Annotated in this window: 22 protein-coding genes; 14 read left to right on the top strand and 8 right to left on the bottom strand. The window is 43.6% G+C overall.

Annotated elements, in window-relative coordinates:
- Position 1: 1 nt before the first annotated feature.
- The 3 genes from hisD to F3J22_RS27130 all read right to left on the bottom strand — a co-directional run bounded on the left by hisD (position 2) and on the right by F3J22_RS27130 (position 3,197).
- Complete coding sequence (gene hisD / locus F3J22_RS27140) at positions 2–1,291, bottom strand: histidinol dehydrogenase (protein WP_167021121.1); 1,290 nt, start codon at positions 1,289–1,291, stop codon at positions 2–4.
- A gap of 13 nt (positions 1,292–1,304) precedes the next feature.
- Positions 1,305–2,159 carry an ATP phosphoribosyltransferase gene (hisG, locus tag F3J22_RS27135; RefSeq protein WP_167021120.1) on the bottom strand — a complete coding sequence of 285 codons (855 nt, stop codon included), beginning with the start codon at positions 2,157–2,159 and terminating at the stop codon, positions 1,305–1,307.
- 324 nt (positions 2,160–2,483) lie between these two features.
- Positions 2,484–3,197 carry a DNA alkylation repair protein gene (locus tag F3J22_RS27130; RefSeq protein WP_167021119.1) on the bottom strand — a complete coding sequence of 238 codons (714 nt, stop codon included), beginning with the start codon at positions 3,195–3,197 and terminating at the stop codon, positions 2,484–2,486.
- Positions 3,198–3,332: 135 nt separating this feature from the next.
- On the opposite strand from F3J22_RS27130, the gene F3J22_RS27125 reads away from it, so the two are divergent.
- From F3J22_RS27125 to F3J22_RS27110, 4 genes are all read left to right on the top strand, one after another.
- Positions 3,333–4,214: a TraB/GumN family protein gene (locus F3J22_RS27125; protein ID WP_167021118.1), complete on the top strand. Its 882-nt coding sequence runs from the start codon at positions 3,333–3,335 to the stop codon at positions 4,212–4,214.
- Between the two features lie 178 nt (positions 4,215–4,392).
- Complete coding sequence (locus F3J22_RS27120) at positions 4,393–5,277, top strand: TraB/GumN family protein (protein ID WP_167021117.1); 885 nt, start codon at positions 4,393–4,395, stop codon at positions 5,275–5,277.
- A gap of 29 nt (positions 5,278–5,306) precedes the next feature.
- Positions 5,307–5,804: an RNA polymerase sigma factor gene (locus F3J22_RS27115; RefSeq protein WP_167021116.1), complete on the top strand. Its 498-nt coding sequence runs from the start codon at positions 5,307–5,309 to the stop codon at positions 5,802–5,804.
- Positions 5,794–6,417: a hypothetical protein gene (locus F3J22_RS27110; protein WP_167021115.1), complete on the top strand. Its 624-nt coding sequence runs from the start codon at positions 5,794–5,796 to the stop codon at positions 6,415–6,417. The genes F3J22_RS27115 and F3J22_RS27110 overlap by 11 nt, the downstream gene beginning before the upstream one ends.
- 74 nt (positions 6,418–6,491) lie before the next feature.
- On the opposite strand, the gene F3J22_RS27105 is transcribed toward F3J22_RS27110, so the two are convergent.
- Positions 6,492–7,145, bottom strand: a complete 654-nt coding sequence (locus F3J22_RS27105) for a DUF3800 domain-containing protein (RefSeq protein ID WP_167021114.1) — start codon at positions 7,143–7,145, stop codon at positions 6,492–6,494.
- Positions 7,146–7,534: 389 nt separating this feature from the next.
- On the opposite strand from F3J22_RS27105, the gene F3J22_RS27100 reads away from it, so the two are divergent.
- From F3J22_RS27100 to F3J22_RS27075, 6 genes are all read left to right on the top strand, one after another.
- A complete protein-coding gene (locus F3J22_RS27100; protein WP_240155218.1) occupies positions 7,535–7,951 on the top strand; it encodes a translesion error-prone DNA polymerase V autoproteolytic subunit in 417 nt (138 codons plus the stop codon).
- 6 nt (positions 7,952–7,957) lie between these two features.
- Positions 7,958–8,446: a hypothetical protein gene (locus tag F3J22_RS27095; RefSeq protein ID WP_167021113.1), complete on the top strand. Its 489-nt coding sequence runs from the start codon at positions 7,958–7,960 to the stop codon at positions 8,444–8,446.
- A gap of 4 nt (positions 8,447–8,450) precedes the next feature.
- A complete protein-coding gene (locus tag F3J22_RS27090) occupies positions 8,451–9,203 on the top strand; it encodes an SOS response-associated peptidase (RefSeq protein WP_167021112.1) in 753 nt (250 codons plus the stop codon).
- Between the two features lie 213 nt (positions 9,204–9,416).
- Entirely contained in the window at positions 9,417–9,836 is a 420-nt protein-coding gene (locus F3J22_RS27085; RefSeq protein WP_167021111.1) for a hypothetical protein, read from the top strand.
- A 14-nt stretch (positions 9,837–9,850) separates the two neighbouring features.
- Positions 9,851–11,053 carry a hypothetical protein gene (locus F3J22_RS27080; protein WP_167021110.1) on the top strand — a complete coding sequence of 401 codons (1,203 nt, stop codon included), beginning with the start codon at positions 9,851–9,853 and terminating at the stop codon, positions 11,051–11,053.
- A gap of 595 nt (positions 11,054–11,648) precedes the next feature.
- A complete protein-coding gene (locus tag F3J22_RS27075; RefSeq protein WP_167021109.1) occupies positions 11,649–13,412 on the top strand; it encodes an amidohydrolase in 1,764 nt (587 codons plus the stop codon).
- A 70-nt stretch (positions 13,413–13,482) separates the two neighbouring features.
- Here F3J22_RS27075 and F3J22_RS27070 read toward each other — a convergent pair whose 3' ends face one another.
- Positions 13,483–13,977: a DUF3859 domain-containing protein gene (locus tag F3J22_RS27070; protein ID WP_167021108.1), complete on the bottom strand. Its 495-nt coding sequence runs from the start codon at positions 13,975–13,977 to the stop codon at positions 13,483–13,485.
- Between the two features lie 474 nt (positions 13,978–14,451).
- On the opposite strand from F3J22_RS27070, the gene F3J22_RS27065 reads away from it, so the two are divergent.
- The 3 genes from F3J22_RS27065 to F3J22_RS27055 all read left to right on the top strand — a co-directional run bounded on the left by F3J22_RS27065 (position 14,452) and on the right by F3J22_RS27055 (position 18,661).
- Complete coding sequence (locus F3J22_RS27065) at positions 14,452–15,306, top strand: hypothetical protein (RefSeq protein ID WP_167021107.1); 855 nt, start codon at positions 14,452–14,454, stop codon at positions 15,304–15,306.
- Positions 15,307–15,479: 173 nt separating this feature from the next.
- Positions 15,480–17,078, top strand: coding sequence for an NAD(P)/FAD-dependent oxidoreductase (locus F3J22_RS27060; protein ID WP_167021106.1), 1,599 nt, complete (start codon positions 15,480–15,482; stop codon positions 17,076–17,078).
- A 56-nt stretch (positions 17,079–17,134) separates the two neighbouring features.
- Positions 17,135–18,661, top strand: coding sequence for a hypothetical protein (locus tag F3J22_RS27055; RefSeq protein ID WP_167021105.1), 1,527 nt, complete (start codon positions 17,135–17,137; stop codon positions 18,659–18,661).
- A 90-nt stretch (positions 18,662–18,751) separates the two neighbouring features.
- Here F3J22_RS27055 and F3J22_RS27050 read toward each other — a convergent pair whose 3' ends face one another.
- Together F3J22_RS27050 and F3J22_RS27045 are read right to left on the bottom strand one after the other, a co-directional pair.
- Positions 18,752–19,147: an acyl-CoA thioesterase gene (locus tag F3J22_RS27050; protein WP_167021104.1), complete on the bottom strand. Its 396-nt coding sequence runs from the start codon at positions 19,145–19,147 to the stop codon at positions 18,752–18,754.
- A 48-nt stretch (positions 19,148–19,195) separates the two neighbouring features.
- Positions 19,196–20,083 (bottom strand): carbohydrate kinase family protein, encoded by an 888-nt coding sequence (locus F3J22_RS27045; RefSeq protein WP_167021103.1) that lies wholly within the window; start codon positions 20,081–20,083, stop codon positions 19,196–19,198.
- Positions 20,084–20,366: 283 nt separating this feature from the next.
- Here F3J22_RS27045 and F3J22_RS27040 point away from each other — a divergent pair, with 283 nt between their 5' ends.
- Entirely contained in the window at positions 20,367–21,821 is a 1,455-nt protein-coding gene (locus F3J22_RS27040) for an RICIN domain-containing protein (RefSeq protein WP_167021102.1), read from the top strand.
- A gap of 148 nt (positions 21,822–21,969) precedes the next feature.
- On the opposite strand, the gene F3J22_RS27035 is transcribed toward F3J22_RS27040, so the two are convergent.
- Positions 21,970–24,138 (bottom strand): IPT/TIG domain-containing protein, encoded by a 2,169-nt coding sequence (locus F3J22_RS27035; protein WP_167021101.1) that lies wholly within the window; start codon positions 24,136–24,138, stop codon positions 21,970–21,972.
- Between the last annotated feature and the right edge of the window lie 4 nt (positions 24,139–24,142).

Genomic DNA, 24,142 nt, shown 5'->3' with positions numbered 1-24,142 from the left:
ATTACTGGTTATTAATTTTTTTGAGACGCACCGACACCGCCTGTTTGTGTGCATCCAGACCTTCCGCTGCAGCCATGGCCTCAATGGTAGCACCAATTTGCTGCAACCCTGCCGGTGATATTTGCTGGAAGGTAATCTTTTTTACAAAGCTATCCAGCGATACGCCGCTATAAGCGCGGGCATAACCGTTTGTAGGCAGGGTGTGGTTGGTACCTGAAGCATAGTCTCCCGCACTTTCAGGGGTATAATTGCCGATAAACACCGATCCTGCATTCGTTACCCTACCTGCCAGCTCATAAGCGCCGGAACAGGCTAAAATGAGGTGTTCCGGGGCATATGCGTTCAGCATGCTCATGGCGGTATCCATATTATCCACGAGGATGATACGGCTATTTGACAGGGCGCCGGTAGCGATATCCTTTCGTGGCAGGAGTTCCAGCTGTTCGTTGAGGGCAGCCTGCACATCCGTGATTACCTTTTCGCTGGTAGTAACCAGTACCACCTGACTGTCGGGGCCGTGTTCCGCCTGTGACAGCAGATCTGCCGCCACAAAGTCCGGGATACAGGCATCATCCGCCAGTACGGCTACCTCTGAAGGGCCTGCCGGCATGTCTATGGCCAGTCCGGCTTTGCTCACGAGTTGTTTGGCGCACGTAACAAATTGATTACCAGGACCAAATATCTTATACACCTGAGGTACCGTTGCTGTGCCGTAGGCCATAGCGCCGATAGCCTGTACGCCACCGATGGTAAATACCCTGGAAATACCTACCAGCTTAGCCGAATAAAGAATCGCCGGGTGTACTTCCCCTTTGGCATTGGAAGGCGTGCAAAGGATTACCTCCTTACAGCCAGCAATGCGGGCAGGGATTCCCAGCATGAGGATGGTAGAGAACAGCGGAGCAGAGCCACCGGGAATATAAAGGCCTACCTTTTCTATTCCTACGGATTTACGCCAGCATTCCACCCCGGGCATGGTAGCAATTACTTCAGGTGTAGATTGCTGCGCCGCGTGGAAGGTGGTAATATTCTTTGCCGCCTGCTGGATCGCCGCCTTCAAGGCTGGTTCCAGTGCTGCTTCTGCACGTTCGTATGCTTCCGGCTGTACTTCAAAATTTTCCAGCGTTACTTTATCAAACTGCGCTGCGTATTTCCTGACTGCCGCGTCGCCATTGGCTTTTACGTCCTGAAGGATGGTATCCACCTTTGCTTCCAGTGTGGAAGTATCCATCACCGGGCGTTGCAGGATGCTGGCCCATGTATCAACGGCAGGATATTTAATTACTTGCATCTTTAGCTCCTTTTTAGATCACCATTTTTTCGATAGGCACCACGAGGATACCTTGTGCACCGGCAGCTTTGAGGCTTTCGATGATATCCCAGAAATCGTTTTCATTCAGCACAGAGTGAACAGAACTCCATCCTGCTTCTGCCAGTGGCAGTACCGTAGGACTCTTCATTCCCGGCAGCAGCCCGATGATTTCGTTGAGTTTTTCGTTAGGTGCGTTGAGCAGGATATATTTATTGTTCTTCGCTTTTTTAACCGCCTGTATACGGAACAGCAGTTTTTCCAGCAGTTTGGCCTGTTCCGGTTGCAGGTGGTGGTATGCCACCAGTACAGCTTCCGATTTCAGTACCGTTTCCACTTCCTGGAGCCCGTTCATAAACAGCGTAGAACCGCTGCTGACAAGGTCGCAGATAGCATGTGCCAGGCCAATGCCAGGTGCAATTTCTACGGAGCCGCTGATCTCGTGGATCTCCGCTTTGATGTTCTGGCCTTGCAGCCATTCTTCCACAATTACCGGGTAGCTGGTAGCGATGCGGGTATTCTGGAAGTCCTGCACGCCTTTGTAGTCCATAGATTTAGGCACGGCCATGGATAAACGACATTTTCCGAAACCTAATTTCTGGACAATGTTTACTTGTTTTTTCTTTTCCAGCACTACGTTTTCGCCTACAATACCGATATCGGCAACGCCGTCTTCGATGTATTGAGGAATATCATCATCACGAAGAAAAAATACTTCCAGCGGGAAGTTACTTGCTTCTGTCTTCAGCTTATTGACACCATTGTTGATGTCGATGCCGCATTCCTTCAACAGTTTGATGGAATCATCGTGCAGGCGGCCTGATTTCTGGATGGCGATTTTCAGTTTCATCTTTGGATAAATAAAAAGGGCTTACCGTGTTGGTAAGCCCTTCGTGATGATCTAATATGTTGTTGGATACAAAATATCATCCCCAGCCTACCTGTTTGGTAAGTAATGATGGTGATGATGCATATGTACCTTGTTTGCTTTCATAATTCGGGTACAAAAGTAGTAACAAATTTAACAAAACAAACATTTTTTTTCAGGGAAGTACTTTCGTAACAAATCCTTAACAGTGGCGGTTTTTAACGGATGAGTAAATTATATAAGTGCTGTTATATTTAATGTATAAGTACTGTTATATTGATATGTAAGTACTGATACATTTTATCCTCATTTCTTCATGGCTTCGGCTTTCATCTGGGGTGGAAATTTTTCGATTGCATATCTTAAAGCAGTGCGGGGCATGCTGGCTCTATGTTTCATGATATACTGATATACCTTCTCCAGGTTTTCTTTACTGGCCTCCTTTAACATCCAGCCATAACCTTTCTGCACCATATCATCTTTATCCATTAACAAGGTGTCAGCAATTTTAAAAATATCCGGCAGGAACAGGCCTTTCTTTGCAGGGACAATCAGCGTAACAGCAGCGGCACGACGCATCCAGCGGTTATCGGACAAGGCCCACTTTTTAAGGTAGCTGATTTGCTTAGGGTACATTTCTATCAGTGTTCCTACGGTGTGGTTACATAGCGTATCACAGGTGATCCAGTTGGTAACATAGTGCTGCACCCAGTTTTCAAACGTTTTAATATCATCCGCTTCATATTGCCTGCGGATGGCATAGCTCCAGTTACACGCGATATACCCTTCTTCCAGGTATTCAGATTTCCAGAGTATCTCACAAAGACTAAATATTTCCTCCTTAGGCCTATCTTTTATTTCTTTAAAGGAGATTTTGGCAATACTGGCAATCGCAGCATTGCGCATGCCGTATACTTTGAGTTTATCTTTGGAATAACGCTGTGCATCAGCAGTTTCATCGACGCTGTTTTGCAGGGCTTCCCGTACATCATTGATAATGTTTTTGGCGCTACTTTTCATGATCAATCTATATAATCAATTTAAAATCAACTAAAATATAATCAACATCTGCCGAAGGCAAAAATATTTTTAAAAACCCTGTAACGAAATAGGCACCTGCTATACTAACCTGTATAAACAATAAATAACTCCATTATGAAAAATACCTTAAAGTCATTGCTTGCATTAACCATTATTGTGCTTGCTTTCGTCACTAATGAAACACCAGCCCAGGCCTCCAGGGAGAAAGCGCCTGCCAATACCTTACTCTGGAAAATATCTGGAAATGGCCTCCAGAAACCATCTTATCTTTTTGGCACCTATCATATGCTCTGTGAAAATGATTTTATCATACGCGATAAAGTAAAAAAAGCGCTGGAAAGTGCGGATGCATTTGTCCTCGAAACAGATGTAATTCACCCTGCAGCATTGCAACAGGTGCAGCTCAGCTTTTTAAGCGATACACCACAGACCAAACGGCTATCCAAAGAAACCTGGAACGAGGTAGATACCATTCTGAAGCAGCAGCTGGGCGTGGGACTAGACCGCTTCGACCGGTTCAAATTAAATGCGATCAGCATGTCCATGCTTATTGCCGCTTATGATTGCAAAAGTTTAAAATTTTTTGAACAGGAATTATTTAAACTGGCGGATGCCAGGCATATCCCGATGGATACACTCGAATCAATTGATGCACAGATAAGCTTCCTCAATAATGCCATGCCTGATGAAGCAGCGCTGAATGGCATCAGAACATTTGCGCAATATAAACCCATCGTCAGGACATCTATCAACCAGTATAAAAATGAAGAATTGCAGGCATTGTACAATACGATGACGCAAAGTAATCAAATGGCTGCAAACGAGCTATACTGGATACTACATGTTCGTAACAGCAACTGGGCAAAGAAAATGCCGGCCATGATGAAAAAAGGCAGCAACTTTTTTGCTGTTGGCGCCGGGCACCTTCCGGGAGATGACGGAGTGATCAAACTATTACAGGCACAGGGTTATAAGGTAGAACCTGTGTTTAACTAATACTTAATATACGATTTTAAAAAACGCCATCTTCGATGGCGTTTTTTTTATTTCAAAAAGTCTTTACCATAGCGGATTACATCAGTATTTATTCAGAAAGAAAAAAATATTTTAAAAAATCTGTAACGAAATGAAATAAGCAGCTACTAACGATATAAACAATAAAAATTGTAGCATTATGAAAAAAGTATGTTTAACTATCCTCGCAATTGCAACTATCATCCTGGTTATTTCCATTAAAAAATCAGCAGCCCAAACTAAAAATTCTGCGGCCGTTCTTGCTAACTCCATGCTTTGGAAAATTTCCGGAAACGGCCTTCAGCAGCCATCTTACCTATATGGCACCTATCATATGGTTTGTGCAAATGATTTCATTATAAAAGATAAAGTAAGACAGGCACTGGAAGGCAGCAACACATATGTTATTGAAGCAGACGTTATTCATGAAGAAGAACTGAAAAAACTACAACCTATGATGTTCAGTGATACTGCACAGAGCAAACGTTTACCGGCAAAGACTTATACCGAAGTAGATTCCATTCTTAAAAAGGTAATTGGGGTTGGATTCGACAAGGTTGACAACCTCACCTTAAGCACCATCAGCAGTATAATGATGCAGGCAATATACACCTGTCAGGAAAAGAAAAGATATGAAGAAGAGTTGTTCAAACTGGCTACTGCAAAGCAGATCCCGATGGATACACTGGAATCAATTGAAGGGCAGATGGTATTTTACAAGAAAGCATTTAGCGACGAGGTAACATTAGATCAGATCAGAAATTTTGATCAGTACAAAGGGATATTACAAAGTTCCGTAAAGCAGTACAACAATGAGGAATTACTGGCATTGCATAGTGTGAATACCGATCCAAAATACATGACTAAAGAAACGCAGTATTGGTTATTACAGGTAAGAAATGCCAATTGGGTGAAAAAAATGCCGGCGATGATGAAAAAAGGCAGTAACTTCTTCGCGGTTGGTGCAGCACACCTGGCAGGCAACGATGGATTGATCAGGTTACTGCAGGCGCAGGGTTATAAAGTAGAGCCAGTATTAAACTAATCCCTATTCTAAATCTAAGTTTCACCCAATTGAAAACTAAAGAAGCAATATTTCTGAAACTGATAGAACAGCACAAAGGCATTATCCATAAGATATCACGGATGTATATGGATAATAGCACTGACCAGGAAGATCTGGCACAGGAAATCATCTATCAGCTGTGGAAGTCGTTTGATAATTTTCGGAGTGAGAGTAGTTTTTCGACCTGGATGTACAGAGTAGCTTTAAATACAGCGTTGGTATTTTTCAAGAAAGATCAGCGTTTGCCTAAAACTACTGACCAGGTCCCGGAAATTGCCGCTGAAGAAACGGGGAGCACAAAAGAATCGCAGCTATCTCATTTTTACAGGGCCGTACAAAAGCTGGACAGGTTGGAAAAAGCGTTAATCTTTTATCATCTGGAACAGTATTCTCACAAAGAAATCGCCGACAACCTTGGTATTACAGAAGGTAATGCCCGAACAAAGCTCAGCAGAGCAAAAATCAAATTAAAAGAACTTATTAAATTACAAGGTTATGAATTTTGACGATATACAATCAGCCTGGAATAGTGAAAACTCAGGTAACGAAATGAAAATACCACAGGACCTGGAGCAGTTGAAATCTGTGAAATTGCCGGTAGACAAGCTACGGCAGAAGATGAAAAAGGAATTTTATCCGCAGCTGTTCAGCTTAGCATTTCTCGGGTTCATTCCGGCGATAATGAAAATGAATACGGTACTGTTGTTTCCTTACTTCATCATGTATGGATTATTAATAATGATCTGTGCTTACTTCTTCACCAAGTTTATTCTGTTTTACAGGAGCCTGACCAACAATACGATGAGTTCCAAGGACAATCTGTATGCTTTGTATTATGATATCCGACTGAATATAGAACTTTACAAAGCTTTTACCTATAGTATCATGCCTGTTGGGGTTACGATGGCCGGGTTACTGATATTTGGCAATGAACAAAAGGTGATGGACCTGATGGTGCGTCAGGCGGGAATGATTACATTAAAACAGGGGCTGGTATTTATTGGAGTAGTATTGGCCATAGTGGTACCTGCTATTGTGATGACGGAATATTGGGTAAGACATGCTTACGGCAGGTATCTGAAAGAGGTGAAGGTGATCCTCGACCAATTCAGCGAATAATGCTGCAAATAAAGCTTTACAACCGGTACCGATGAGGGCCGGTTTAAGGCGTTAGGGGGGGTAATATGAATATGTCAGAAAAATAATTCTATCTGACTTAAGCAGTGGTGAAGTTGATTATGCCAGCCTTCATAGCCATCTTCATATTTACTCCAGATAATGTTTGTTATCCAGTCGATAAAAATCAGGCCATCATCTGTGTGGCTATGGCAGGGGTTATCTGTTAGCACAGCCGGTTTATTATTTTCCAGCCAGATAAAAGTTTGAAGGTAATCGATACAGCTATTGCTGCTGGCAATTTTGGTATATCTATAGTCTCGTGTTATTTTGCAGCTTTGATGATCCTGTACTTTTTCAATCAACGCCACTCTCATCATATAGTTATACAAAATATTCCCATCTGCCCGGATATGGGGCAAGACCTTTTCTTTTTTTACTGTAATACCACCAAGGATAAAATGTGGATGCTTTTCCATCATTTTTATTGTGGAAGCGCAGATAAAATCCTTATGGTGTTTTTGCAAATCGGATGCTTTAATTTCTTTTTTGGCATCAAAACGAAATTTGTGATAAACATCCCGAACAATTCTTTTGGGGATATGAAAGTCAGTAATTGGGCAAATTAAATATCCAAGTGTAAGATAGCGGCTCGAACCTCCACTACGATATGGTTGATTGAATTTAAATCCCAGGTCGCCACTTTCATCCAGAAAAACATGGCTTCTCATAATATGGTTAACAAATAAAAAAAGCCAGACCCCAGAGGCGACATATTTACAATATGCTTATGATAACTCAGATAGTCGTCACGCTTGTCTAGGATTTACCTGGCTGCGTATAAATACAATATTTATACTGCTAACAAATTTAGCACATCGCTTTTGTTTCACCAAAAAAATCATCTTTTTTTCTAAGAAAAAATCACCTGCTGAAATCTATCTGCAGCGGCACAAATTATACTATTTTATCACCTGACGTAACCTCTTTACCAGCAAGCATTACAGCCTTATTCTTTCCATCATGAAAATAGATGTAAATAACTTGTTAATCAGATTTCGTTAACTAAAAAAATTAGCTTTAATTTGCTAATAATATTAGTAGTCTCAAATTGATAGTTATGGAAGCAATGAAGCTGAGTGGAGAGATTGTTACCCTGCCATACTTTAGTACCAGCCCTGCCGGGTATCCCTCTTCCACCCTGGACGACCAGGAAGCACAAATAGATTTATCTAAACTGATCCTGACGCACCCCACCGCTACCTTTGTAGTGAAAATCAAGGGCGACGGCATGTCAGAAGCCAACATGCCAGATGGCTGCATGGCCGTGATAGACAGGTCTATACGACCCTCTGCCGGCGATATTGTACTGGCAGTACTCAACGGTGAATACACCGTAAAACGACTCGTAAAAGCCGGCAGAAACTGGGTTTTACATTCCGAAAACACATTTTATAAACCCATTGTTATTACAGAAGATACAGATTTTCAGGTATGGGGCGTAGTGACTTCCGTCATCGTAGACATGCGTAAATAACCAGCCATGCAAAATCCTTTAGTATTGTTTACCGTGCCTTTACTCAAGACACTGTTAGACAGCGGGTATACGCTTTTTGTAAGACAAAGCTACCTACCCGGCGTAGAGCCGGGAGAAGAAGAAACGAAAGAGGCCTTTCTGATTACGCCCTATACCAATATAGGGCTGGCCAATCAGCATTTCCAGGCTATTCGTTTCGACAAACGCAAGTATATTTACCAGGCTCACCGGCCTGAAGAAGTGGAGAAACTGTATATTGCTGCCGGGCAGCCGCCAGGCTTCAAGGTGTATTCTGCCTGGCTGAAAGGCGAATCCTGGGAGCCGGATGATCAACTGGCAGTAAGGCTTAGAAAATATATGCAGATACATACCAACTGGAGGCCCAATCATACCGTGGAAGCCTCACTGGAATTCGAGTTCGGCGTACTGTATATCTTTATGAGATATGGACAGGAAGAATTAAAAATACCTTATCATCAACTAATAGCAGGTTAGTTTTATGTGCTACGACATCGCATTTACCACAAAAATTGAAAGCATCTTTAAGGTGATGCCATTGCTGAGAACAGCGCCTGGCGCCAACCTTAACTTCGAAAGTACTTATCATAAAATTGGTATGTCGTACCCGCAATGGCCTGTCGTGGTAAACCACGAAGGGCCGCAACTATCGCTGTTTACCTGGGGGCCTGTTCCTAAAATGCTGAACACGCCTGAAAAAGTGAAGAAGCAGCGGCAAATGTTCCTGAATGCCCGCAGTGAAAAGGTTTTGGAACCCGGTACGCTCTGGAATGCGATCAAACAGCAGCGATGCCTGATACCTGTGACCGGCTTCTTTGAATACCGCCAGATTCCGGGCTGGAAAAACAAAGTACCATATTATATTAAGTCGGTAGAGCAGGATGTCTTTTTTATTGCCGGACTATGGGCATTGTCCAATTCCTGGGACGTAGATAAACCAGAACGTATCCCTACTTTTTCCCTGCTTACCAGAAGCGCCAATAATATTATGCGGCAAATTCATAATGGTGGCGATAATGCCGGCCGTATGCCCATGATGCTCACCAACGAGCTAGCCGCTGAATGGATAAAAGACGATCTCACTGATACCGATATTAAAGATGTGCTGCAATATGAGGCACCTTCCGACACCCTCGGTTACTGGACCGTTAACTCTGTCAGAAAAGCCAAGCCAGACGATGAATCCGTACTGGAACATGTTACCTACGAAGGATTACCGGAACTGACTGTATAAGCCTTATTTTTTTCATAAGATCATCTTACTAAACCCGATATACAATTCTTATAAAACATAAGTTGTATATCGGGTTTATCTGTATGTTAAATAACGTTAACGGCTATACTATTTAGATAACTTCCTATACATTTGTCCCCCATAGTCAACTGAGTAAATTTTAGCCCTAATTGTGTTTCACATCTAATCCCTAACCTCTAATTTTTAATTTAAATGATTCAAACGTACACTGTTGGAAACTCCACCACTGATCAGATCAAGGTTTCAGTAATTATCTCCAGCTATGGAATGGTTCAAACTGTCGCCACGTTATTATTGCAGAACCATAACCTGGCCGAACCAGACCCGGTTGCAACTTCGACAAATCACTCCGGCAGTATACTTCAACAGACAATCGGAGTGGCCAGTAACTGTGTTGGAAAAATTCTTGACATCACCAGTATTGTGGCGCTCACTGGGGCAGACCTCGACACCCGTAAGTTACAGGCCAGTAAAGTAACAGTAATATATCTGCTTGAAGGAGGACCCAACGGCACAGAAAAATACGAAGCCTATGATGTAATAGTGCCAATGTCGCCAGATTACACACTTTTATACATCTCAAAAGACATCAATCTTATTCAGGGAGCTTAGAATAGCGTTTAAATATGAAAAAATACTTGCTGCTACTGGGAATCCTTTGTGTCACCGTTATTGCACGGGCACAGGAATCCCTTAGTACTACAAATCTGTCAGTTCCGCAGTCTGCCGCATTCAAATTAATTGACGTATCCCCTACTTTAACAGGAAGCACTGTTACACCAAAAGCTTTTGCCCTTGGTGTAATACAGAATTTCAGTGATAACAGCGGGTGGCCTCAGAATTATTCTGCCGAATTAACCCCTTACTGGTGGCTAAACAACGACAGAAAAAAAATGAAAAATGTTAACGCAACAAACATTCGGGATTTACGCACAAAGAACTTCGCCAGCTTTATCGGATTAAAAGGATATGAAAAAGATAATCCGAGCATGAATCCATTTGCAGCATTGAAACTGGCAAGCCTTTCAATCGCTTTTGCAAATAAGAATATGAGTCCGGATACGACGATTGGAAAGCAGAAAATTTTCTCTATAGGAGCCAATGCTACAATAGTACGTTTCTATAGAGAGAACTACGCCAGGAACGTAAATGACTCGGCCCAAAAATGGTGTCTGACGGTAAACGATTTTGTAATATCGCTTCTTAGAGATACCTCTGACTTAGGAAGCCAATATAGACTAGCAATTGGTGATTCTACAAAATTGGTAAAACTAATGCCGCTTATCATGGAAAAGTATGGGCAAAAAATGACTGGAGCAACAAAAGCCGTTAAGAAGTTGCTTGAAGAAAAACCAATTTTCCAATGGGATGCTTCTGCTGCATATGCTGCCTATGGCGTTGGTGACAGCACCTGGAATACAGGCCGTTCTGCCATATGGTCTTCAGCCATTTACAACGTGCAGTTGAATGGTCGCAAACGGGACAGCGTGCAGACAAACTACCTGTCTATTTCATTGTATTCGCGTTACATGTATGATATCTACAGCAAGAACGACAAGTCCATTGCACCGGGAAATGCTATAGATGTTGGTGGAAAAATCATGCTGGACTTTGATCCTATCAGTTTCGGAACAGAGTATGTGCATAGGAGTTATTACAGCAGTACCTCGCTGAAATCCCAGCGCTTTGTGGGTTTCATCAATTACAGGCTCAGTAGCAACCTCTATTTCTCCGGGACATTCGGTAATGATTTCGGATTCAATAAATCCAGGCTTTTCAGCTCACTCGGTATAAACTGGGGCTTTGGCAGTGAAAAGATTTCATTCTAACTGCATTACGGGCGCAGTATAGCGCCTCAATCACAAACGACGATAGCGATGCCCACCTGCATCGCTATCGTCGTTTAAAAGGGCCTTATAATCGCTTCCTGAAACATTTAACAGTAGATAACATTCCATTTTTCATTCTGGCACACTTTTGCCATTATACAGTACAGAAGCAACGACGGACTGCAGACGCCAGCTTTCAAAAACCGACCATTTTTAATTTTTAAAATCAGCAGTCATGAAAGCATTAAAATATATAGTCCTTGCCATCATTTTAGCAGCGGGTTTTACGTCTTGCGTGGTAGAACAACGACCTGGTTATTACCGTTATCACCATCCACATTATTATCACCATGGATATTATCACTATTAGGCATTAAAGCATTAGCTGAATCCAGAAACGCTTGCAATAAATAAAACGCCGGTATATCCCCAGGAAGGAACACCGGCGTTTTGTATATTATTCAGGCAGAATACATATACTTATACTTATATATCTATATAAAATATATTTAATTTCAATACAAAAAACAAACAATTCCTATCTGTGGTTGTTGAAGGTCTGACAAAATAGCCTATTACAAATTACGCAACCACTATGAAAAACAAACTGTTGACTGTACTCCTGTCCCTTGGAGTAGCTTTTCATTTTTTATCCTGTAACCAATCGAAAGGCCAGCACATTCTTGCAGGTACCACTGTGATCCTGAAGGGCAAGGTCAGAACCATGGATGATGGCGATTCTGCCATCACAAAAGAATGTGTGGTCATACAGGGAGATACCATTGCCTATGTTGGCAACTTTGAGAAGGCCAAAGCCCAGTTTCAGGGCAATGTTATTATTAAGGATTATAAAGATTCGCTTATCATGCCAGGCTTTATTGATGCCCATGCACATGTGGGACTGGAAGCCATGGTAGCCCCATTGGCCAACCTGAGTGGTCCTCCCTATGGCCAGTGTACTTCCGTTAGTGACATTATAGATATCATGGATCATTATGCAGACAAAAACCACCTGGACAAAACGGCCATACTTGTTGGCAATAACTATGATGATTCACAGTTAAAACCCAATCAGCAGCAGCCTACCCGCGAACAGCTGGATAACATATACGGAGATCATCCGGTTTACATCATACATGTAAGTGCACATATGGGCGTGGGCAATACTAAGTTTCTCAACATGATGGGAATTAATGACGGCACACGTGCCGACACCATTGCAGGAGGAACCGTTGTAAAGGATGTTAAAAACGGTAAACCTCATGTTACTGGTCTGTTATTGGAGAATGCCAATATAGCTGCTATCAACAAGGCTATGTCACAGACACATACTTTGCCTAAGCCACTGGAAATGATGCGCAAAGCAGAAGACACCTGTTTTGCCTATGGCCTGACCACCATTTGCGAAGGAAGAGCAGACCAGGCAACCTATGCAATGGTACTTGCAGCATGCGAATCAGGTAAGTTAAAAGGAGATTATATTGTTTGTCCGGATTATGATGATTTTCACAATAACCTGAAGCAACTAAAAACACAGTACAATCATTATACAAAGCATTTTAAAATTGGTGCTATCAAACTGACATTTGATGGCTCACCACAAGGAAAAGATGCGTACTTATCAAAGCCCTATTATACACCAATGATTGGTGAAGATGCTTCCTACGCTGGCAGGCCTATTTACACCTATGATGAGGCATACCATCATGTAAAAGACGTTGAATCCATTGGTATGCCTGTACATATTCATGTCAACGGAGATTCCGCCATAGGCATGGCTTTGGCTATCTTCAAAAATTTAAAGGACAGCGGTATATCTATCAGTCAGCCTACACCTAATGTAATGATCCATTGCCAGACGGCCCGTGAAGATCAACTGGTACTCATGAAAAAACTGGATCCGGATGTGATGCCTAGTTTTTTCCCTACACATGCCTATATCTGGGGAGATTGGTATAAGTCCAATGTGTTAGGCTCTCCACGTGCGGATAATATCAGTCCGATGAAACATGCAGAAAATTACGGATTGCGGTACACCATTCACACAGATGCGCCTATCACACCACCAGACCTGATTACAGCGGTATATGCAGCTGCCAATCGTTTGACACAAAGCAACCAGACATTAGGTCCGGATCAGCGCGTGGCGGTATATCACGGATTAAGGGCCATTACTTCCGAAGCTGCCTACCAATGGGGAGAAGACAAAAGCAAAGGAAAACTGAAGCCAGGATACAAAGCTGATGTAGTAGTACTGACAGCCGATCCTATGACCATCGATCCTACGAAAATCAGGGATGCAGTACATGTAGCCTATACGTATAAAGATGGTAACCTCGTGTATAGCAGACCGAAATAAGTTTTTTTGATATTACAAAAACGCCGGTATTCCGAAGAGGAATACCGGCGTTTTAATATCCGCTTATTTTTTAATAAACGAAAAAGGTTTTGCTACCTACTTTCTGGTTTCCGATGTAGATATTTTCCACCCATTCGCCTTTAACCATTTCATATGGTTCATCCAGGCTGTAGGTAGATCCAGACGGTATATTTGTCGGCCTTTTCGTGGTGTACCTTACCGATTTATAGGACGCCCCTTTCTCATTGGTGATAGCAACAGGAAAAATCCATTCTATGTCTACAGCAATCATAATAGTATCCTTTGCATCTACCTGGTAGACAATTCCAAAGTTTTGCTTTTGCTTAAGGGGAATAGAATCTGTTACCTTCACTATTTGCAGGTCTTGTAACCAGCCATGTGTTCGGGTAGGTGTTCCGTCTAAGCGGTCGCTTGTACCTTCTACGACTGCTGCAATTCCAAAGTTTAGAATCCGGAAATCCAGTGTTCCTTTTTGGGACTGGGGGATTTGGGCATATAAGGTGGTGGTGGCAAAAAATGCTACAATAAAGGCTAAGGATTTCATTACTTTCTTTTTTCCAAAGTAAAAACATAAGACTACAAATCCATTTGCTTACGCATAATCCTACTGCGCTCAGGTATTCATTCAATCATACAGTAGCTGTTATGATGCGATATTTGGGCAGGCGTATAAATAATGGTTTTTCTTTTTCAGATCATGGAGGTGATCTTATCCTGATATTAAAATCAGTGTAATAGGGTATGTAAAATGAAAAAGTCCGTCTCTTGTTAGAGGAGACGGACTTTTTTTTGTTGCCTGACCTGGATTCGAACCAAGACTGAGCGAGTCAGAGTCGCGAGTACTACCGTTATACTATCAGGCAATTCGGGAATGCAAAATTAGGAGATATTTATTTTCTACCAAATTTTTTTTGCCTTTTTTTCAACTTTTTTTGAGACGAACCCGCTCAGTATCAATAATATTGGGCTTTTTCCGCAAATAAATCCTAAATTAAAGTCGGCTAATACCCTCGTTTTTATGCGGAAAATCATCCTTATCGGCTTTGCGCTTATGCTCGGAACCCTCATTGCTCCAGCCCAGGTTCCCGTGGAAAAACCACTGGAACTCGGCAAAGTGGAATCGGATAAACTTACCGAAGCATCCGGCATAGCCTCCAGCGTGCCGCTTAAAGGCTGTTTCTGGACGCATAACGACAGCGGTAACAAACCTGAGGTATTTCTCATTAACAGCAAAGCAGAGCTGATCAGCACCATTAAATTGAAGGATGTCAGCAATCGCGACTGGGAAGATATCGCGGAAGGCATAGGTCCCATTAAAGGTAAATACTATGTTTATGTAGGCGACATCGGCGATAATGGCGGCATCCGCAACAGCATCAAAATATACCGCTTCCCGGAACCGACGACAATTCCCGGTAAAAAAACAGAAATTACCCCCGACGTACTCAAACTGAAATACGCCGACGACCCCAAAGATGCCGAGTCACTCATGATCGATCCCATCTCCAGAAATATCTATATACTCAGCAAAAGAGAAAAACATATTCATCTATATAAAACAAAACTGGACTTCAAAAACGGCGACCACGCTGTATTGGAAGAACTCATCAAATTACCCTATACCTGGGTGACTGCCGGTGATATCTCCAAAGATGGCCACCACATTGTGATTAAAACCCTCACCAACGTTTTCTACTGGCACCGCGCCGACGGCGAATCTGTAGAACAAGCCATGGCACGCCCCGCCAGACAACTCCCCTATGAAGTAGAAAAACAGGGAGAAGGTATTACCATCACCGCAGATAACGACGGATACGTCACCATCAGTGAAGGAAAAAATACACCTGTCTACTTTTATAAGTGGAAATTTTAAACGAATTCTAAACGCTGTCATCCCATTTCAGTAGCTACTGGTATACTTGTATACTGGCTGATCATCTTTGCAGTAATGATCAGCTGGTCTGTTTCTACCCTGAAGTCAATACCCTCAAAACAGTTGCATTCCTCCTTTCCGGGATGTTAGCTGTTGTATAAAACCATAATAGTATGCCAGCAAAAAAAGCAATCATCATTGGCGCAGGGCCTGCAGGGCTCACTGCTGCCTATGAACTTCTCCAACGCACCGACATTATTCCCATAGTCCTGGAAAAAAGTACCGACATTGGTGGAATATCGAAAACGGTTAACTACAAAGGAAACAGAATTGACATCGGTGGTCACAGATTTTTTTCTAAATCAGATCGCGTGATGGAATGGTGGATGAATATGATGCCGTTAGAAAAAGCTGCACAGGAACAGTTTCAGATCACCTACCAAAACAAAAGCAGAGAAGTTAAAAACACACGCAACTCCGGCGGCGATACCCTCGTAGCCAAAGATCCTGACCTCATCATGCTGGTCAGACAACGACTCTCCCGTATCTACTTCCTGAAGAAATTCTTTAACTACCCTATCCAGCTATCTGTAGATACACTGAAGAAACTCGGCCTGATCACCACCCTTAAAATTATGTTCTCCTACATGTATGCCCAGCTGTTTCCGCGCAAACAGGAAAAATCGCTGGAAGACTTTATGGTCAACCGCTTCGGGCTTACACTGTATCATCTCTTCTTTAAAGATTATACAGAAAAAGTATGGGGAATACCTTGTAATAAAATCTCTGCTGAATGGGGTGCCCAACGTATCAAAGGTATCAGCATAGGTAAAGCCATCTCTCATGCACTGAAACAAGCCTGGGACGCCGGTAAACCAAAAGATATCAATCAGAAAAACGTAGAGACCAGTCTCATCGAACAGTTCCTCTACCCTAAACACGGCCCCGGCCAGCTTTGGGAAGAATGCGCCAGACAAGTAACAGAAAAAGGCGGTACCATCCTCATGCAACATGATGTTACCAAAATCTTCAAGGAAGGTAATCGTATTACTGCCATTGAAACAGTAGACAGAACTACCGGCGAAGCCTCCGTTCTTGAAGGTGACTATTTCTTCTCTACCATGCCTATCAAGGAATTGATTGCCGACTTCCAGGGAGATGTGCCTGCCAACGTGAAAGAAGTAGCGGAAGGCCTGCAGTACCGCGATTTCATCACCATAGGCATCTTACTTAAAAACCTCAGCTTTACCGATAAATCCGGCGACTCCAAACCTATCACCCTCAAAGATACCTGGATCTATATACAAGAGAAAGATGTCCGTGTAGGACGCCTGCAGCTGTTCAACAACTGGAGCCCTTATATGGTGAAAGACCCCGCTACTACCTGGGTGGGAATGGAATATTTCTGCAACATCGGTGATGGTTTCTGGGAGCTTTCCGATAACGAAATCCGCACCATCGCCATCAGTGAGCTTTGCAAGATAGGCCTCGCCAAAGAAGACGATGTGCTGGATGCCACTGTATTGCGTATGGAAAAAACCTATCCGGCTTATTTCGGCGTATACGAAAGATTTGATGAATTCAGGAATTATATTGACCAGTTCGAAAATATCTTCCTCGTAGGACGAAATGGCATGCATAAATATAATAACTCCGACCACTCTATGCTCACTGCCATGGTAGCTGTGGACAATATCGCCAACGGCATCACCACCAAATCAAATATCTGGTCTATCAATACAGAACAGGAATACCACGAAGAAAAAAAGTAATCTGAGTATCACCAGTACAATTTCGCTGACTGTAATTTTTTACAGGTAAATTAAAGATGATGTTATCTCACAGGTACTACAACCCCGGCACGGACACCAGATTCCGCGGTTCCTTCTTTGCCTATAGCTATAACAGGCTGATAGTAGGAATTGCCATCATCAGTGCTGTTATCAGCCTGATAGTGTTTAAACAATGGTATCCGTTTGCAGATGTAACACCAGATACCACTGCGTATATCGATACCGCCAGCCGCCATCTGGATGCGGCTTTCTGGCCGGTGGGGTATTCGAAATTCCTGATGCTGGTGCATACGATATCATCTTCCGAAACGGTATTGGTATGTATACAATATATGCTTCTTCAGCTGGCTGCTTTCTTCCTATATTTCAGTATTTCGCGTTTATTAAATCCTGGAAAACTATTCAGGTACAGTGTTTTACTCTTTCTACTTATAAACCCTTTATTTCTTTATCTCAGCAACTATGTAATTACAGAGGCGTTATTCCTTGCCCTCGGGCTTACCTGGTTTGCGCTGTTGCTGTGGATCTGCTATAAGCCCGGACTATTGGTTTTAATTCTCCATGGCATTGTGCTGGCAATGGCTTTTGCCATCCGGTATAATGCCATGTTTTTCCCGGTAGTTGCTATTATTCCCATTTTAATGGCACATACCAGTGCGTGGAAGAAAGCAATCGGTATCGTACTGCCCGCCGTACTCATCATTTTATTCATTTATAATACCGCCAATGTTACTTACAGGTATACAGGCGTAAGGAAATTTTCCGTATTCAGCAGCTGGCAGCTGGCCAGCAATGCCCTGTTTATTGTCCCCCACGTAACTTTCGATACTACACATATACCGCAGCAGTTTAAAGGAATCCATACCCTCGCCCATCAGTTTTGTACCGGGCCTTACTTTCATGCCGAAAATGCAACACCGGCAGCAGGCGCCTATTTTTTATGGGATGATCACAGCCCGCTACGGCAGGTATTGAGCTTCTATCGCGCCAAATACAGTCTGGATGATGTTTACAGCAACTATGCCATTGCTTCCAAACTGGTTGGAGATTATGGCGCCTATCTCATCAAATCACATCCTTTTGTGTATGCACGTTACTTCTGGATGCCCAACATGCTGGAATACCTGTTGCCCGGACAGGAATTCATTGGCAAAAACCAGCGAATGCTCTATGGCACGCCGCTTAATATGAAAGCCTGGTTTAATACAACAGATGCGCAGCCACGGATATCAGATAGCGTACAGTCCAACATCATGTATGTTTACCAAATACTCATCTTTATTTTACATATATTATTTCTGGAAGAATTATTCAGATTTATTTTCCGGAAGAGATATAAAAATACCACCCGTCTATTCAACCTTACTATCATCATAGTTTCCAGTTTTCTGTTTTGCAACTTTATGTTTTTCACACTGGCGGCACCAGTTGTATTGAGATATCAGCTAATGGTGATGGTGCTGCTGTTCTTTGCGTCTGTACTGCTTTTAGAAAGGAATGAGGAGACATTATACCAGCGATTGGATAAAATCCCTGAAGAGGAAATGATGTTGGGGATTTAGGCAGATGCAGACAATATCTGCACCGGCGATAGCAAACAGCTGCCTGCCATCGGTGCATTCATAACGTGGAATTTCAAATGCATTATTTTATCAGAAATCCTCTCTTAACCGTTCATCTGTGTAGGTGATGGCAGTTTTTCCATGTGGCACAGGTTTACCATTTTCATCTACACTTACAAATACCATTCTGTCGATAGTCAGGATACTTTTCTGTGTTATTTTATTTCTTACTTCACAGGCAAGTGTGAGGGAAGTACGTCCGAATTGGGTTGCCTTGATGCCCAGCTCCACAATATCTCCCTGCCTGGCGGAGTTGATAAAATTAATTTCAGACATATATTTGGTAACGCAGCGGTTCGTACCAAGCTGGATAATGGAATAAATTGCAGCTTCTTCGTCTATCCATCTTAACAAACTACCTCCAAACAAGGTACCATGGGCATTCAGGTCTTCCGGTTTCACCCATTTACGTGTGTAGAAATTCATTGCATCTCGTTTTAACTCGACACAAAATTAGCTATTTCACGGCTTATGTCAATGTTGTTTCATCATCTCTACAATCTCTGCTTCATCATATTGTGGACAGCCGCCATTTTTAGTAGCTACCAGGGCACCCAGCGCATTGGCATATTTCAGGGCAGCCTGCGATTTACTTCCCAGCAGCCTGCTGTGCAGGTACCCGGCCAGCAGTGCATCGCCGCTACCAATTGTATCTGCAACAGTTACCTTATGCCCCGACACTTCGTAGAAATCCCCATCCTCGTATAAGAGGCAGCCTTCCGCACCAAGTGTTACCAGTATGACTTCCGGCAGAAATTTCTCCGCCAGCTGTGCTACCAGCGACTTCATATCTCCCTGAAAACTATACCAGTTGCTGATCTCCTGTAATTCACCAATATTTAGTTTGATGATATCCGCATGCTCCAGCAACCAGTGAATATGCTCCATTGTAAAGTGAGGCGGACGCAAATTTACGTCCAGTACACGTTTGCCGGGAATATGCAATAACTTCTCCAGCGCCTGCTTACTCACATTATTCCTGGAAGCAAGACTGCCAAACACGATATACGCGGGGTGCGCATCTTCCAGTGCTTCCCAGGTAATATCCGGTGTAATAAAATCCCACGCAGACGGATATACGATGTCATATTCCATTTCCATCGAAGGTGTAATACTGGCAAACACTTTACCTGTTCCATGCGTGCTGTCTTTCTGTATATAGGCTGTATTTAAACCGTAGCGCTGCATCAGCGCCAGCAGCTGATCGCCATAGCTATCCGTCCCGATACGTGTTATCATTGCCGTAGCATGACGTAGCTTCTGCAGATGATAAGCCACATTCATAGGGGCGCCACCAGGCAACTCCTTATCCGGCAGGATATCCCAGAGGACTTCCCCAAAACAGATGATTTCAGTTTTCATAAACAGGAAATTAACGATTTTTCAGATAATCACCGCAATCCTATTGCAGGAGCGCGTTTAAAAGGACGTGATTATCCGGTTGCTACTATTATTTAAATAAGATTTTAGCTTTTCCGGCTTGTATTTTTCAAAATAATTTTACAACTTACTTAAGTGAACATGAAAAATCAGACTGTATATCCTATCTGTCCATACAGTCTATTTTAATAACTGATCTGTCAGCCGGCAACCCCGTGTCATCATTAACCCTTGTTTTCTCTTATCCGTATTTTAAATACCAATCATGAAAAAGTTAAACCTCCTCACATTTGCCGCCATTGTTATGGCTAGTTCTCTACTGTTTTCCTGCCAGAAAAATGAAGCAGTAAAATCAGTTTCTTCACCTGAACCATTAAAGGATTTTACCCCACAGTCCAATGTTCCTGGTATGGTAATTACACCTTATGGTTTAGTTCCTTCAACGCATGTTTTTGCTGTTGATAACAAAACAATTATTAAACTGGAAAATGGACATCTGCTAAAAACTTTTACAGATGGACGTTTAACAGAAGATCTGGGCACTATCAGCGAAGAAGCACGCAGCGCCACAGATCCTTATTTATATGCAGCAAGATTGAGAGGAGAATCCGACGGCAGGTATGCCAGCTCAACTGCAAATGCGTTGGTCGGGACTAACTATCCCGGATACACGGCGCAGGCTGCCGCGTCTGACATCCAATCATTTTCTACCAAATGGGTAGTGCCGCCAGTGCCGCAGGAGTCTGCCAGCACCGCCACTACTTTCCTCTGGAACGGCATTGACCGCGGCGCCCTGCAACCGGTGCTGATGTGGGGTGCTACCGCCGGTGGCGCTTTTTACGCTATTGCCAACTGGTATTATGTGGGTGGAAACTATTACCATGGAACATATGTAACCGTAACTCCCGGCACACAACTGGAAGGAGTAATTACACATGTATCACATACCTCCACCAGCTGGACATATACAGAATCCTTCACCGGATATCCTATTGGCGATGTAACAGTAACCCGTCCAACAGAAGCTACCGGCGTCATTGAGTGCTGGGAAGCCTATACGAATATTGTTACGCAATGGCCTTCCAATCTCTATTCGGCCATGACAAATATTCACCTGACGACCCGCACCACCACACCACCAGCTACCTTTAACTGGTCCGTTACCGGTGGCGCCATTACTACCCCTTCCGGCTACAATACAGTTATCGTAAATAACAGTACTTCTAATGGTGAAATTGATTTTTATTTTGATGGTACCCCTGTAGATACGACCATCACTTCCGGCGGAATATATAAACTGGTATCCGCCACCAACAATACCAGCGTACTGGATGTCACCGGAGGTGCCAGTGCTGCAGGTACATTCGTGGAACTCTGGAGTAATAATGTACCATCCTCTCTTAATCAGCAATGGAAAATAACAGCCGTAGGCAGTGGATACTACAAACTGGAACCACAGCATGCAATTGGCAAAGCCTTAACCGTTGCCGGAAATGCCACTGCCGATGGCACGCAGGTACAAATCGATAATTACACTGGCGCTACCGGGCAACTGTGGACGATTACCAGCCAGGGTGGCGGCACCTTCAAACTCACCCCTTCCTGCGCCTCCGCCAGCTCATTAGACGTGTACAGTGGCAATACAGCCAACGGTACAAAAGTAGAGATATGGACCAGCAATACGGCCAATGCACAGAAATTCAAACTGGTGCTGCAATAAAAAAACATTTTGGATAAAAAATAGCCCGGGAAAGAATTCCCGGGCCTTTGACAGATGTAAGTGATATCAAGTGAGCTGATATGCATTGCAAAATCCGCTCATGCAGGTTTCTAATGAAGAATGATTAATTGAAATCTACACACAAAAATTATTGTAAAATGACTTTACGGATGGCACTATTACGGGTTTCGTATATGTACACATTACCTTCTCTGTCAGTTGCAATCGTTGAATACTGATTGGCGCCCAGTAAAGCCTGTTGCAAGGTCCCGTTGGTGAAACCAAACTTAAATGGCTGACGCGTGCCACCGGAACCGGTGATGGTACTCACTGTTCCATCCAGTGCAAATGCTCTCAGCGAAGCATTGTTACCATCGATGAAGTAGAACAGTCCGGATACACGATCATAGGTAACAGGGCCAGGGCCATAGAGCTTGGCGGTACCAACAGGGCCATCCACATATCCATCCTGGAACCAGATACCTGTAAATGTGCTCGCCATCAATGTAGAAGTAATGGTCTTCTGGATGGCATTCGCATCACCGTTAGCCTGATAAATGGCGCCATTATAATAGGCAAACTGGAAGTTTAATCCCAATCGGCTTACCTGTGTCACTTTTCCCGCCTGTGTAATCTGGAAAACACCACTGTAATCGGATCCTACATACACGTTATTCGCATCATCTACCTGGATAAATTTCGGAGAGTTGGATAATCCGCGGTTGAATGTACTCACCACACCCGCCGGCGTAATTTTCCGTACGCTGTTGTTAAACATATCTGCCACGTAGATATTATCCTGTGCATCTATGGCAAGTCCGGCGATATTGCTAAACCTTGCCGTTGCACCAGCACCATCCACATTTCCGCCGCTGTCGTCACCTACGAAAAGTGTAGCAGTGCCATCAGGGGCGATTTTACCAATTTTATTACCGGTACCTACAAACACATTACCCTTAGAATCCACCACCAGGTGTCCTGTTGATGCAGTTCCCCATGATCCGGTGTAGAAAGTTACCACGCCAGCACGACGGAATACCGGACCTGTTGCGGAAAGCGCACCTACTTTTACATTCAGGTTACCAGTGGTAACACCCGCAGGCATCGTCACAGTAAGTGTGGTATCAGTTGCTGCTGTAACGGTAACTGCCAGGCCATTGATCGTTACCTGGTTATCTGTAGCAACAGTGCTGAAGCCAACACCTTTCATCACTACCACCGATCCTGCCAGACCATTATCTGGCAAGAGTTTCGACACACCCAATGCCTGCAATGTAAACACAGGCCCACTCACTGTCTGGCTGTTCACATCTATTTTCACTGCACCGGAAGTTGCGCCCGCAGGGATTGTTACAGTAAGCTCCGTAGCGGATGCACTCATGATAGTCAGTGGTACCCCATTCATGCTCACACTATTCTCTTCTTTGGTATCGCTGAAATCGCGGCCGGTAATGGTTACCAGCGTTCCTGCAGGGCCACTCAGCGGTGCCATCGCCTTAACAGATGGAGCCGGCACCACTGTAAACACAGGGCCTGCTGTTTTCTGCCCGTTGATGGTGACAGACACCGGACCTGTTTGCACACCGGCAGGAGCTTTCACCACTAAAGATGTTGCAGTGGCACTAACCACCGTAGCGGCAATACCGTTCAACGCTACCTGGTTATCTGCGAGGTTGGCGCTAAATCCGGAACCGGTAACAGTTACCTGTGTTCCGGCGCCTCCTTTCAAGGGTTTAATTGCACTGATAGCCTGGAAGGTAAAATCAGTGCTAACTGTTTTTTGTCCGTTTACACTGATAGATAAAGGCCCACTGCCCGCGCCATCAGGAATGATTACCACCAGCAGCGTATCATTGGAATTGGACACAATTGCAGGTTTACCATTAATGGTGACAGTTGCTGGTCCATCGGTGCCAGCCATCCCGGCACCGGAAATATACACGTTGGTACCCACAGGACCATTGGCCGGAGCAATGCTGTGCACACTCAATGCCTGGTACGTGTATACGTTGCTGTTATAAGTCTGGTCATGTGCCTGCACCGTAATTTTTCCGGTGCTGCCTTTTTCAGGCGCCTGCACTACCAGCATACTATCGTTAACATTCAGGACCCTGGCCGCGGTACCATTGAATGCGACAGCAAAAGCATTCAAATCATTTCCAAAACCAGTGCCCCGAATGGTAACTACAGTCCCCGGGTTACCACTCACCGGGTAAAAATCTTTTATCGACAAAGGCACGCTTACCGCAGGATGATCTTTCTTACATCCCGCCATCACTGCCAATATCATCAAACCGAGATAGATCAGTTTTTTCATCTGT

The organism is Chitinophaga sp. Cy-1792, from assembly GCF_011752935.1.
Lineage (GTDB): Bacteria > Bacteroidota > Bacteroidia > Chitinophagales > Chitinophagaceae > Chitinophaga.
This window is presented reverse-complemented; position numbering and strand designations above follow the sequence as displayed.